The sequence below is a fragment of the Mucilaginibacter daejeonensis genome (assembly GCF_020783335.1).
Classification (GTDB): Bacteria; Bacteroidota; Bacteroidia; order Sphingobacteriales; family Sphingobacteriaceae; genus Mucilaginibacter; species Mucilaginibacter daejeonensis.
On the sequence record NZ_CP086068.1, the window covers coordinates 880,826 to 893,601 of the forward strand.

12 protein-coding genes are annotated in these 12,776 nt (G+C 50.4%); 5 read left to right on the forward strand and 7 right to left on the reverse strand.

Translation table 11 applies throughout. The features are described 5' to 3' along the window. Positions 1-44: 44 nt before the first annotated feature. Positions 45-635: a GDSL-type esterase/lipase family protein gene (locus LLH06_RS03960; RefSeq protein ID WP_228171967.1), complete on the reverse strand. Its 591-nt coding sequence runs from the start codon at positions 633-635 to the stop codon at positions 45-47. Between the two features lie 219 nt (positions 636-854). On the opposite strand from LLH06_RS03960, the gene LLH06_RS03965 reads away from it, so the two are divergent. The 4 genes from LLH06_RS03965 to LLH06_RS03980 all read left to right on the forward strand — a co-directional run bounded on the left by LLH06_RS03965 (position 855) and on the right by LLH06_RS03980 (position 6,330). After that, complete coding sequence (locus LLH06_RS03965) at positions 855-1,901, forward strand: NAD(P)-dependent alcohol dehydrogenase (RefSeq protein WP_228171968.1); 1,047 nt, start codon at positions 855-857, stop codon at positions 1,899-1,901. A 213-nt stretch (positions 1,902-2,114) separates the two neighbouring features. Next, complete coding sequence (locus tag LLH06_RS03970) at positions 2,115-2,669, forward strand: DUF5683 domain-containing protein (RefSeq protein WP_228171969.1); 555 nt, start codon at positions 2,115-2,117, stop codon at positions 2,667-2,669. 75 nt (positions 2,670-2,744) lie between these two features. Beyond that, entirely contained in the window at positions 2,745-5,912 is a 3,168-nt protein-coding gene (locus LLH06_RS03975) for an ATP-dependent helicase (RefSeq protein WP_228171970.1), read from the forward strand. Positions 5,913-5,967: 55 nt separating this feature from the next. Continuing rightward, a complete protein-coding gene (locus tag LLH06_RS03980; protein ID WP_228171971.1) occupies positions 5,968-6,330 on the forward strand; it encodes a DUF1304 domain-containing protein in 363 nt (120 codons plus the stop codon). Between the two features lie 59 nt (positions 6,331-6,389). On the opposite strand, the gene LLH06_RS03985 is transcribed toward LLH06_RS03980, so the two are convergent. The 6 genes from LLH06_RS03985 to LLH06_RS04010 form a co-directional block, all read right to left on the reverse strand. Beyond that, positions 6,390-6,785 (reverse strand): hypothetical protein, encoded by a 396-nt coding sequence (locus LLH06_RS03985; protein ID WP_228171972.1) that lies wholly within the window; start codon positions 6,783-6,785, stop codon positions 6,390-6,392. Then, entirely contained in the window at positions 6,782-7,198 is a 417-nt protein-coding gene (locus LLH06_RS03990; RefSeq protein ID WP_228171973.1) for a hypothetical protein, read from the reverse strand. Before LLH06_RS03990 ends, LLH06_RS03985 begins: the two co-directional genes overlap by 4 nt. Positions 7,199-7,275: 77 nt before the next feature. Then, a complete protein-coding gene (locus LLH06_RS03995; protein WP_228171974.1) occupies positions 7,276-8,433 on the reverse strand; it encodes an FAD-dependent oxidoreductase in 1,158 nt (385 codons plus the stop codon). A 146-nt stretch (positions 8,434-8,579) separates the two neighbouring features. After that, positions 8,580-9,260, reverse strand: coding sequence for a DUF4136 domain-containing protein (locus tag LLH06_RS04000; RefSeq protein ID WP_228171975.1), 681 nt, complete (start codon positions 9,258-9,260; stop codon positions 8,580-8,582). Between the two features lie 79 nt (positions 9,261-9,339). Then, on the reverse strand, positions 9,340-9,945 hold the full coding sequence (locus tag LLH06_RS04005) for a DUF4136 domain-containing protein (RefSeq protein WP_228171976.1): 606 nt from the start codon (positions 9,943-9,945) through the stop codon (positions 9,340-9,342). A 67-nt stretch (positions 9,946-10,012) separates the two neighbouring features. Continuing rightward, entirely contained in the window at positions 10,013-11,662 is a 1,650-nt protein-coding gene (locus LLH06_RS04010) for an NAD+ synthase (protein WP_228171977.1), read from the reverse strand. Positions 11,663-11,727: 65 nt separating this feature from the next. Here LLH06_RS04010 and gldB point away from each other — a divergent pair, with 65 nt between their 5' ends. Then, complete coding sequence (gene gldB / locus LLH06_RS04015) at positions 11,728-12,774, forward strand: gliding motility lipoprotein GldB (protein ID WP_449560084.1); 1,047 nt, start codon at positions 11,728-11,730, stop codon at positions 12,772-12,774. Positions 12,775-12,776 lie beyond the last annotated feature (2 nt).

Consider the following 12,776-nt stretch of genomic DNA (forward strand, 5'->3'; position numbering starts at 1 on the left):
TATCCATGATCTGTGTTACTTGTATGTTAACCCGGTGTTGATCCTTAACTGCTTATGCTGCTCCTGATCACCTGCTTCCAAACCTCATAACCTTTAGCGCTCAGATGCAGGGCATCATCGGCAAAGTGGTCGGGCTGAGGCTTGCCGCTGGGATCAAGCATGGCTTTGAATATATTGATGAAACGCCAGTTGTTCTGTTGTTTCACGATCTCATTCTCGATCAGGTTGTTAGTGTATTTAAAGCTATCGGCAATGGACCAGCGTGCGGGGCTGGGTTTTAGCGATACAAAGTAACATGGCATATCGCCAAAGCGCTCCTGAGCACGCACCACCAGTTGCTGAAAAAAGATCAGCACCTCTTCGGGGTGCCGGCCGTCGCCCAGATCATTGTCTCCGGCGTAAACGATCAGCCTTTTGGGCTGGTAAGGCATCATGATGCGGTCAAAGAACCACACGCATGCCGCCAGGGTTGATCCGCCAAAGCCCAGGTTAACGGGCTTTAGATCGGCAAAGTCCTGGTAAAGGGTACTCCACAGGCGTATGCTTGAGCTGCCGTAGAACAGCGTCTCGGGTGCATAACCAATCTTCAAACTATTTCTTTCGAGGCCTTTTACCTCTTCTTCGTACCAAAACATGCTGTAATGTTATAAAAATAGTATTAATTAAAGGTTATCAGCTGCTTTTTGTGTAAGCTGAAGGTCTTATTTATTATACACTTATGTTAACCCCTCATGATGCTCATCCGCAGGCAACTGTGCAGGTTTGAATTTTGTAATGGATGGTTTGAATATCGCAAGCCCATGGCAACCTTTCGACCTTATATTTGTTTCAACATTCAATAAACTACATTTACTATGATCGGAACTAAAGGATACGCGGCGCAAAGCCCGACCACCGACCTGGCGCCATGGGATTTTGACCGTCGCGAAGTTGGTGCACATGATGTGCAATTTGATATTCAATACTGCGGAGTGTGCCACTCCGATCTTCACCAGATCCGTAACGACTGGTTCGAAGGAATATTCCCGATGGTACCAGGTCACGAGATCGTTGGCCGTGTGGTAAAGGTGGGCGATCAGGTGACCAAGTTCAAAGTGGGCGATATTGCCGGTACCGGCTGTATGGTGAACTCGTGCCGCACCTGCGAGAACTGTAAAGATGGCCTGGAGCAATATTGCCTGCATGGCAACACCCAAACCTATAACAGCCTGGACAGCTATGGTGATGGTTCACCTACGTACGGTGGCTACTCCAACACCATTGTGGTGAACGAGGACTTCGTGCTGCACGTGTCTGACAAGACAGATCTGGCGGCTACCGCGCCTTTGTTGTGTGCCGGTATCACCACCTATTCGCCGCTGCGCCACTGGAAGGTAGGCAAAGGTCATAAACTGGCCGTGCTTGGCTTGGGTGGTTTAGGCCACATGGGCGTAAAGTTCGGTGTTGCTTTTGGTGCCGAGGTGACCGTGTTGAGTACCTCGCCTAAAAAAGAAGAGGACGCCAAGAAATTAGGCGCTCACCATTTTGTGGTGACCAGTGACCCTGCTCAAGTGGAAGCGGTAAAAGGTAGCTTCGATTTCATATTGGATACCGTAAGCGCTCCGCACGACTTTAATTTTTACCTGTCATTACTACGTACCAACGGTACCCACATTTGCGTAGGTGTACCACCGGAGCCGGCCGAGATCGCTGCGTTCTCGTTATTGGGCGGCCGCAAAAGCGTTGCCGGTTCGGGCATTGGTGGCATTAAAGAGACCCAGGAAATGCTGGATTTCTGTGCCGAGAACAACATCGTGTCAGACATCGAGCTGATCGACATCAAAGACATACACACCGCCTACGAACGTATGGAAAAAGGTGACGTGCGTTACCGCTTTGTGATCGATATGGCTACGCTGTAAGCTGTTGATCACTCAGATCTTAAAAGGCCGCTCGTACATGAGCGGCCTTTTTTTGTGTATTGGTCAGGCGCAGAAACAATATTAGCCCGCGCTAACAGTTCTTTATGCATGCTTACCTTATCATCATTATTCCGGTCCACTTTACTCGCTGTGTTACTTGTCACAGCTCCGTTTTGCGTATCGGCGCAGCAGCGCTCATCAACTAAAGACAGTGTGAGATATTGGCAAGCTGCTTCAGCGCATGAACGCCCAAAGAATAAGCCTGATCCAATGCATGACCCTTCCAAAGCGGTGTTCCGTTCGGCAGTGCTACCGGGTTGGGGTCAGGTGTATAACCACAAGGTATGGAAAGTGCCTATCGTTTACGGTCTGCTTGGGATGCTGGGTCAGCAGGTGGTATCCAACCGGTCCAATTACCGTCATTACCTGAAGGTGTACCGTTACTTTCGCGACCCGTTAGGCACTGAAGTGAGCGCCAAAGAGTACACAACTTACCTGAGGCTTCAACAGACAGGCAACGGAATGGCCTACGCCGATGCTTTACAGTCCAACTATCAGCGCAATATGCAGTTGAGTGTATTAGGTTTATTAGGTATTTGGGGTATACAGGTGGTGGATGCTTACATCGATGCCAAAATGATCCATTCATACAGCATCGGTACTGATCTGAGCTTTAACCTGTCGCCGGGTGTGATCAATACGGCTGATCAGTATGCCAGCTCAACCGCATCCGTGACCCCAGTGATCAAAGCCAGATTGAACTTTTGATGAGCATTTGCGGCCCTATTTGCATGGCAGCATTGACCGCACATCTGCATAGCATTGCGTACCTTTGCAAGTACCATGATGCAACCTCTCCAGGAACGATATAACCAACGATTTAACGACATACTGGCCACCCTTAACCCTGAGCAGTTAGCTGCCGTGAACAAGCTGGATGGCCCTGTTTTGGTAGTGGCCGGCCCGGGCACAGGCAAGACCCAGATCCTGGCCGCGCGTATAGGTAAGATTCTGTTGGAGACCGATGCTCAGCCCAACGAGATCCTGTGCCTCACCTACACCGACGCCGGTGCGGTGGCCATGCGCAAGCGTTTGTTCGACTTTATCGGTCCTGATGCTTATCGTATCGGCATTTATACTTTCCACGCGTTCTGTAACGAGATCATTCAGGAGAACCTTGACCATTTTGGGAAGCTAAGCCTCGATCCGCTCACCGATCTGGATGCGGCCATGCTGTTCCGCGAGCTGGTGGACAAGTTCGATAAGGACCATTTGCTTAAGCGCTTTACCGGCGATGTATATTATGATGTGCCGCGGCTGAAGAACCTGTTCAGCACCATCAAACGCGAGAACTGGACCGAGACGCAGATCCGCGAGGCCGTGAACGCCTATGTTGATGACTTGCCCAACCGCGAGGATTTTCAATACAAACGCCCCAACTCGGCCAAAGGCATCAAAAAAGGCGACCCCAAGCAGAAAGAGATCGATGCGGCTAAAGATATTATGGCCAAACTACTGGCTGCGGTAGGCGAATTCGCCAACTATGAGGCCACCCTGAAGACGGCCGGAAAATATGATTATGATGACATGATCATGTGGGTGTTGAAGGCATTTAAAGACAATGAGGATCTGCTGCGCCGTTACCAGGAACGGTACCAATACATTTTGGTGGATGAGTTTCAGGATACCAGCGGTTCGCAAAATGAATTGTTAAAGTTCATCCTGTCGTACTGGGACACGCCTAACGTTTTTGTGGTGGGCGATGATGACCAGTCGATCTTCCGTTTTCAGGGTGCCAACATGAAGAACATCCTCGATTTTGCGGGTGATTACGGCACCGTGCTACAAACTGTGGTGTTAAAGCAGAACTATCGTTCGAACCAATCGATACTCGATATATCCCGGATGCTGATCAGCAACAACCAGGAACGCTTGACCAGTCAGCTCCGCCTTGACAAGAACTTGCAGGCAGCCAATCCACGTTTTGATCTGCATGCCGTGGAGCCGGTGATCAGCGAGTATGCTAACCCCGAACATGAGCTGGTAGATGTGGCCAACCAGATAGAGGACCTGCTGCGCCAGGGAACTGAAGCGGCTGAGATAGCGGTGATCTACCGTAACCATAACCAAGTAGATCAGCTGATCCATTATTTGGATGCTAAAAAGATCGCGGTGAACACCCGTCGTAAGATCGACATCCTGACCCTGCCCTTTGGCGAGAAGCTGATCAACATCCTGCGTTATCTGACGCTGGAGATGGACTCGCCTTACAGTGGTGATGAGCTATTGTTCGAGATCATGCACTATGATCTTTTTGATATACCCGGCATTGAAGTGGCCAAGGCCAGCATAGCCGTATCTAAAGCCAACTACAACCTCACCGAAAACGATAAGACCTCGATCCGGCGCTATGTGGCCGAGCTTAAGCCCGCCCGCCAGGGAACGCTGTTCGATGAGCCCGACAAACAGGCGCCTATGCGTCAGCTGATCAGCGCCATCGATGATCTGCTTAAGGCATCGGTAAGTGTGACGCTGCAGGTACTGTTTCAGCAAATGATCACCTCGTTGGGTATCATGCGCTATGTGATGCGTCAGCCTGATAAGGGCTGGCACATGGAGGTACTTACCGCTCTGTTCAACTTCGTGCGTGATGAGGCTCACCGCAACCCCGAGGTGAGGTTGAAGGACATCATCCGCACCATTGACCTCATGAAAGAGAACGGAATCCGCCTTGACCTCAATCAGGTGGTGTTTGCCGAGAACGGGGTGAACTTTGTGACGGCTCATGGCTCAAAGGGCCTGGAGTATGAGCACGTGTTCCTGATCGGATGCAGCAAGCGGGTGTGGGATGCCAAGGGCCGTAACCATGGCTTTAGCCTGCCTGACACCCTGCTCGAGATCAGCGGCGACGAGGAGCAACGGCAGGAAGAAGAGTCGCGCCGGTTGTTCTATGTGGCCATTACGCGGGCCAAGCAGTGCCTCAATATCTCGTATTGCACCAAGGACCGCAACGGTAAGGACCAGGAAGCCTCCAAATTCGTGGGCGAGATACTGGCGTCGACCCACTTGCAGGTGCAATATCCGCAGGTAAGGCCTGATGCGCTGATGGATTACCTGGCCACCCAGTTCACGGAGACTGATAAGCCGGTGGTGCAGTTGCTTGATAAAAATTACATCGACCAACTGCTGCAGGGCTACGTGCTGTCCGTAACGCATTTGAACGCTTACCTGGATTGTCCGCTCAAGTTCTACTTTCAGAACCTGATCCGTGTACCGGTGGGTAAAAGCCCGGCACTGGCGTTCGGTTCGGCGGTACACCATGCGCTATACAAGGTATTTGATCAGATGCTGAAGAGCGAGGACAAAGTATTTGTATCGGTGGATGGTTTTATGAAGGAATTCAGGTGGTACATGTTCCGCAACCGTGATGCCTTTACCAAAGAGGAATTTAACCGCAGGCTGGAATATGCCGATAAGATATTGCCTGCCTATTACGAGCAGAACCTGTACGTATGGAACAAGATCGTACGGGTAGAGATGCCGGTACGCCATGTGCTGATCAACAATGTGCCGGTGAAAGGCCATTTGGATAAGGTGGAATTTAATGGCAAGCAGGCCACCATTGTAGACTATAAGACGGGCAAGCTCAAATACGCCAAAGAGAAGTTCAAACGCCCGGGAGAGGAGGATACGATCGGTGGTGATTACTGGCGCCAGGCGGTGTTCTACAAGATGCTGATCGATAATGATCGCAACAAGGATTGGAATGTGACCGGAACGGTGTTCGAATTTATTGAACCGGTGGCCGAAGGTGAGTACCACAAGGAACACGTGATGGTGTTACCCGAGGACGAAGCCCACGTGACCAAACAACTTACCGAGACCTACCAAAAGATCATGGCCCACGACTTTGCCACCGGATGCGGCAAGGAAGACTGCGATTGGTGTCACTTTGTGCGCAGCAACTTTAAACAGCCGGGCAAGATATTAGAAGCGGCAGGAGAGGAATAGTAACTTAGAAGTGGCAACTTGCTATGGCTACGTATTTACTAACAAACATTGACCGATGAAGACAATATCGATGGTCCTCATAGCGCTTGTAGCTCTCGAGCATTTGTACATCTTGTGGATAGAGATGTTCGCCTGGACCACCAAGGGTAAGGCTACCTTTACCAGTTTGCCAGAGCATTTGTTCGAGCAAACCAAAACACTTGCCGCTAACCAGGGACTCTACAACGGTTTCCTGGCTGCGGGCCTAATATGGTCGTTGCTGATCAGCGATGATAACTGGTCACATAACGTGGCGTTGTTCTTCCTGTCATGTGTGGTCATTGCAGCCTTGTATGGCGGGCTTACGGCTGGCCGGTCGGTGCTGATCAAACAAGGCATACCGGCCATGCTTGCACTGGTGTTCACGCTGATCGCCTAAAATGCTTGATCTTTGGTTCAGCAATAGCGTTCTTCAAGCCAACTTGACGTCGTCAATGCTCATTTATTTTTAAAGAGCAAGCTAACAGTACGTCCTTTCAGCAAGTACTTACCGGTAATGCTTTTTGGTGCTTCTGCAGCCTCATCGATGTGGTACAAGGTCACCTTGGGTTCGCCCGTTTTATTTTGCGCTTCAAAGATCAGGTCGCCGTTGGCTTCGGGCGTGCCGCTTTGAGGCATCAGCACCAGGGCTGTTTGTTTTGGTTGACTAATAGTGACCTTACTGGCGGCCAGATATCCGTCGGCATAACTCAAGCGTAATGTCATGCCGGGTGCTTTGGCCGTGTACTGGATAATATCGTAAGCTTTAGCCTGCTGGGCACAGGCTGTCACCGAAATGCCGATCATGCATAACAGCAGCAGGTGAAAGGTGGTGATGGCGGATCTAATGGTCATGTGGTATGGGTGTTTAGGTGTCTGCGTAGCCGGATGATCAGGTAACTTGATAGCAGTAAGGTCAGTATCCATCGGCCGGCGCATAACCAGAGCAGTTCTTTCACGATCCCGTTATCATGAAGGTCGGCGCGGTTGAAATAGATCCTGAGCACATCGCCGGTGCTGGCAAAGAGCAGGCAACCGTCCGCTCCCTCCGTGATCTGGCCATTATAATGAATATTGAACTTGGCAGTATTACCGTATTTTTTACAAGTATTCTTGGTCAAAGCAGCCTCCGTGATCACATATTGTTGCTTGTCCAGGTAGAATATCCGCATCAGCTTAGATGAGGTTTGCCAGGTAAGCCAGGCTACAGGTATGAGCACGACCAGCACAAAGCATAAGATGATCAAATTACTTTTCCGGTCGGCCATAATTACGTAACACAACAGCTGATCAAAAGGTTGTATGTGTCCACTAAGCGACCCATCGCCTTTCGCTTCACCGACCGTTATTTCTGCTCGAACATGGTCAGCATCGCTTGTTGCCCATTGGGTGAGTGCATCACCTCTGTTTGTGCTAAGGTGACCTGAGCTACCTCTGTAGCGCGCTTGCGCATCTGCTCTTCGTAGGCGGCTATTGCGGAGCTAATATCGGCGTGGTCTGTATCAAGCAGTTGCTGTGACAGTTCAAGGGCATCCTGCATGGCCATGTTCACACCCTCGCCGGCATAAGGGGGCATCAGGTGGGCGGCATCGCCCAATAGGGTAAGGTTAGGCTTAGCTTGCCAAGGCTGATCAGTAGGCATACAATATTGCGGGCGTACGATCAGGCGGCCATTTGCATTTTTGAACAGGTCTTTCCACAATTCGCTCCATCCCGCAAATTCCTCGTCGAACCATTGTATCACGTGAGCTATATCATCAAGGTCGATCCGGCTGTCTTGCAGCCAATTCTCGCCACTTTTAAAACCGCAATAAAAAACCATACTGCCATCGCCTTTGGAGGCTACGATCAGCGTGCGGCTGTCATCAAGGGCAAATATCTTACCGCCATGCATCAGCTCATAAAGTTCGGGCACGCGATCGGCGGCGTGATCCACAGCTCCTTCAATGATCGTGAGCCCAACAAAGTAGGGTTTGGTGGTGGTAATATAAGGTCTCAATTTAGAGTTAGCTCCATCGGCAGCGATCACCAGGTCAACCGTTGCTGTGGCGCCGTTCTTAAAACTGAGTTGCATCCGGCCATTGGGCAGTTCGGTCAAGGCCAGCAACTGACTATCCCACACCACCGTTTCAGGTCGTAGTGAGTCGAGCAGCAGATCGCGTAACGGGCCGCGGTCTATCTCAGGCCTGAAGTGCTCCTCGCCTTGTTCGCCGCTTTCCCATTCGTGCAGTAAAACCTGTGCATCTTTATCGGTTATGCATAGTTGATCGGCCCCGGGGCGATACCTGGTCATAAAGGCATCCATTAACCCAGCTGCGCGAAGGGCTGCCAGCCCTGAGTCGTGGTGCAGGTCGAGCGTGGCACCTTGCACGCGAACGTGACGGCCGGCATCACGCTCATATACTTTTACTTGTGCACCATTCATTTGTAGGAGCCGTGCCAGGGTAAGTCCGCCAGGTCCACCGCCAACAATGGCTATATGTTTATTCAAGATGTCATTCATCGTTAATATCATTGTTAAAAGATAAGACGAACAAGCGCCTCATACATTTTAGCCATACATCTAAATATCGGCAGGTACAAAAGCAAAAGGGCCGACATCTTCTGATGCCGACCCTTTTGTTCTTATTAAGAATTTGACTGATGTATTTATGAACGCACTTCGAGGCGTTTCAAAATGCCCTCAACTACCTGAGGCAGTTGGCTGATCGCCTTTTGTGGGTTACGGCTTAATTCGCCGCTGCTATAGCCGATCCATATAGGTTGACGGGTGCGGGCATCGATCAGCTCGATAGATAGTACACCTTCTTTAAAGTGTTCCTGTACGGGGTAGCCATAACCGCCACCCCAGCCGCCGCCCCAGCCCCAGCCGCCCCAGCGGCCGTAACCAAAGCGTCCGTATCCGCCCCAGCCCCAGCCAGGGCCCCAACCCCAACCCCAACCAGGTCCCCAATAGGTACCGTAATAGGTATTACGTGTTCCGCGATCCACCAGGGTATGGTAGCGCACGATCAGGTCGGCATTGCCTTCCTGCTTAACAAAACCCTTGCTTTGCATCGCGTTCACCGTAGCGGCCTGGATCTTTTGCATCGCTTCGGGGTTGTTGTAATAACGGTTGTTGTTCACGTAGTTCAAACGGGCGCCTAAGCCTCGTTTGTCGCTGTAATTGCTGTCAGGGGTGCGCGGTGTAAGGCGTTGGGCAAAGGCAAAGCTCTTGTATTTGCTCAGGCTTATATCGTCGGCCCCCGAGGTGTAGTACCGGTAGCTCGAACAGGCTGATAAGGTGGCGATCAACGCCATTACCAGCCCCATAGATAGTAACCTTTTCATGATGATATTTGATTATGATATTTAGACAACGATACCCGTTAAGGTTTAATTGTTGCAACTATTTTTTTTAGGTGAGCCATCATGACCTAGTGGGTTTAAGCGGAAGCTTTTTCATGATGCCTTCTACGATCTTGGGCAGGTCATCAATGGTCTTGGCCGCGTTCTCCAGTTCGCCAACACCGTAGCCTCTCCAGATCACTTTGTGGCTGTTACGGTCGATCAGGTCAATGATCAGCGTTCCTTCCTTGTAAGGCACACGTTCCACATCATCGCCCACATAGACCGGGTAGGGCGCACTGTACCTGTAGTATAAAAACTGACGGCCTCTAAAGTAGCCTACTGTAGGGTAGTAACCACCACCTGCATAATTGTAAACCGGCTGGTCGTAAACACGTTCCTTGTTGTCCACCATCACACTGTAGCGTACCAACAGGTCGGGGTTCTTGCTCTTAAGTCTCAGTCCGCGTTCCTGTAAATTGTCGGTAGTAGATTCGTGAATGCGCTGGTCGGCCAGGTCACTATTGTAAGCGATATTGCGTGTCTGCTTTACCGGAGGCAGCCAGGCAAATGAGCGGTAACGGCCCAGGTTCTCGCCGCCTATGGAATAGTATGAGTAGGTAGAACATGCCTGGATGGTTCCCATTAGCAGAACGACCAGGCCTAATATTTTTAGATTCTTCATCATAGTACGTTAATAGATGTACTTATGATAAGTGGTGACCAAGCAAAATTGTTCTTGAGCGGCTTTTGGCTTACGATAAATATTTGCCTACGATCGGCATCCGCCTGCCCATACCGAACGCCTTAGGCGATACACGTAAGATAGGAGGGGTTTGATAGCGTTTATGCTCAGCGGTGTTAACCAGTTTAAGGATGCGGCGAACGGTAGCCTCGTCATAACCCAGGGCAATGATCTCTGACGATGAACGGCGATGCTCGACATATTCGGCCAGGATCGTATCCAATATATCGTACTCCGGCAAAGAATCGCTGTCCTTTTGATCAGGACGTAACTCAGCCGATGGCGGTTTGACGATGGAGTTCTGCGGAATGATCTCGCGGTCGCGGTTAATATAGTTGGCCAGTTGGTATACCTGCGTTTTGTACACATCGCCTAATACCGATATTCCACCGCACATATCGCCATACAAAGTGCCGTAACCTACCGCGGCCTCGCTTTTATTAGATGTGTTGAGTAGGATGTACCCGAACTTGTTGCTGATCGCCATCAATACGACCGCACGGCTGCGGGCCTGTAAGTTCTCTTCGGCAATATTGAAAGGCAGACCTTTGAACTGTGGTTCCAATGCCGTCTCAAAAGCATCGGTGATGTTCTTGATCTCTACCGTTTCTGACCGGCAGCCCAGGTTGCGCACCAGGTCCTCGGCATCAGTGATGGAATGGCCGGTAGAGTATTTGGAAGGCAGCAACACAGCCATCACATTTTGCGGACCAAGCGCCTCGGCGGCCAGTGCACATACCACGGCCGAGTCAATACCGCCCGAAAGGCCCAGTATGGCTTGTTTAAATCCTGATTTATGAAAGTAATCGCGTATGCCCAGCAGCAGGCCTTCATAGATCTGCTCAATGTCGCTTTGACGCTCAGGCATCAGGCTTACCGGCTGGTCAGGGGTGATGGATGCATCATCGTTCAGGGTATAGTATCTTAGTTCCTCTTTAAAGTAAGGAAGCTCATCTACCAGTTGGCCCTGTTGATCAAATATCAGTGACCCACCATCAAAAATGATCTCGGTTTGTGCACCCACATGGTTCACGTAAAATAACGGCAGTTTATAACGTTGGGCGTTATCGCTCAAAATGGCTATACGCTCCTCATCATGGTTGTAAGCAAACGGCGAGGCAGCGATGTTGATCATCACATCGGGCTTCTCTTCAATGAGCTTATCCATAGGCCGTATCACGTAAAGCGGGTTTTCGATGGTGTTCCAAAGGTCCTCGCAAATGGTAAGCGCTATGCGTTTGCCTTTATACTCCACACACTTGAACTCGGTCTCGGGCTCAAAGTAGCGGTATTCGTCAAACACATCGTAATTAGGCAACAAGGCCTTGTTCACTACCTGTTTTACCTGGCCGTCGGCAATAAAGTAAGCCGAGTTGTGGAGGTCCTTGCCATGCGGGCCGCTGTTAGGCGTAGGTATCCCAATAATGCAGGCCACATCGGTACAAGCCGCAGCGATCTGTTGTGCCGAGCGCTCACAAAGCTCAATGAACTCCTTGAACTCCAGGAAATCGCGCGAAGGGTAGCCGCAGATACACAATTCCGCAAATACCACCACGTCGGCGCCGTTCTGTTTGGCGGTATTGATAGTGTCGATGATCTTAGCGGTGTTCGCGTCGAAATTGCCAATGTGATAGTTAAGCTGGGCCAGTGCGATCTTCATAAAGTATTTGTAAAATGGTGCTCCTTATTATGCAACTCAAAAGCAATAACTTTGTTGATGCAGATATGAGCAAAACCTACTCCGGCAAATTAAAACATTTTTATGCGCTTTTTTTAATACCGGCGCTCCTTATCGGTTCGTGTAAGAACGGTAGTGACCAGATAGACCTCAGCAACATCAAGCTCGAGGTACACATCCAGCGGTTCGACCATGATCTTGACGCACTGGCCAAAGCGCCGACGCCGCGAAAAGCCGCTGATCTTCAGAAAAAGTATGGCGCTTTTTACGCCGATATGATCGAGCGTGTGCTGGAGTTCGGCTCGGTCAATGACACCGCCTACCTCGATAACCTGCAACAGATGTATGCAGGCAAACCCTACCAGGACCTTAAGCATGAGGTAGATTCCATATACCCTGACCTCAATAAACAGGAAGAAGAATTGACCGATGCGTTCAAGCGCATCAAATATTACTTCCCGCAGGCTAAATTACCCCAGGTTTATGCCTATTTCTCGGGTTTTCAGGCCCAAACCACCATTGGTAATGGTTATGTAGGCGTAGGGCTGGACATGTTCCTGGGTGCGCGTTCCAAGTTTTATCCGGCACTGATCAACACCTATCCACGTTACCTGTCAAGACGCTTCACACCTGATAACCTGAGCCCAAGGGTAGTGGAGGCCGTGATCCGTGAGGACATGTTCCCCGAGCGCGACAGCGACCACACTTTGTTGGAGCACATGATCTATGAAGGAAAGGTGCTGTACCTGATGGATAAATTGCTCCCCGAAGTTCCTGACAGTACCAAGATCGGTTATACCACTCAGCAAACGGAATGGTGCAAGGCATTCGAGGCTAACGTGTGGGGCTTCTTTTTGGAAGAGAATCTGCTGTATGAGACCGACCATCTCAAGTATCAGAAATACCTGACCGAAGCGCCGTTCACTCCCGGATTAGGCGAGAAGAACGAATCGGCACCGAAACTGGCCATGTGGACCGGTTGGCAGATCGTGAAGCAGTACATGGCCAAACATCCGGCTACTACGCCTAAGCAACTGTTAGCCATGACCGATGCACAGGCTTTTCTCAATAACGCAAATTATCACCCGAAGTAAAG

Excerpts from the sequence above, each read along its gene's own strand:
- LLH06_RS04000 (WP_228171975.1), bottom strand. The coding sequence starts at position 9,260 with ATGAAAAGGTTACTATCTATGGGGCTGGTAATGGCGTTGATCGCCACC.
- LLH06_RS03980 (WP_228171971.1), top strand. The coding sequence starts at position 5,968 with ATGAAGACAATATCGATGGTCCTCATAGCGCTTGTAGCTCTCGAGCAT.
- LLH06_RS03990 (WP_228171973.1), bottom strand. The coding sequence starts at position 7,198 with ATGGCCGACCGGAAAAGTAATTTGATCATCTTATGCTTTGTGCTGGTC.
- LLH06_RS03975 (WP_228171970.1), top strand. The coding sequence starts at position 2,745 with ATGATGCAACCTCTCCAGGAACGATATAACCAACGATTTAACGACATA.
- LLH06_RS04005 (WP_228171976.1), bottom strand. The coding sequence starts at position 9,945 with ATGATGAAGAATCTAAAAATATTAGGCCTGGTCGTTCTGCTAATGGGA.
- LLH06_RS04010 (WP_228171977.1), bottom strand. The coding sequence starts at position 11,662 with ATGAAGATCGCACTGGCCCAGCTTAACTATCACATTGGCAATTTCGAC.
- LLH06_RS03965 (WP_228171968.1), top strand. The coding sequence starts at position 855 with ATGATCGGAACTAAAGGATACGCGGCGCAAAGCCCGACCACCGACCTG.
- LLH06_RS03960 (WP_228171967.1), bottom strand. The coding sequence starts at position 635 with ATGTTTTGGTACGAAGAAGAGGTAAAAGGCCTCGAAAGAAATAGTTTG.
- LLH06_RS03985 (WP_228171972.1), bottom strand. The coding sequence starts at position 6,785 with ATGACCATTAGATCCGCCATCACCACCTTTCACCTGCTGCTGTTATGC.
- gldB (WP_449560084.1), top strand. The coding sequence starts at position 11,728 with ATGAGCAAAACCTACTCCGGCAAATTAAAACATTTTTATGCGCTTTTT.
- LLH06_RS03995 (WP_228171974.1), bottom strand. The coding sequence starts at position 8,433 with ATGAATGACATCTTGAATAAACATATAGCCATTGTTGGCGGTGGACCT.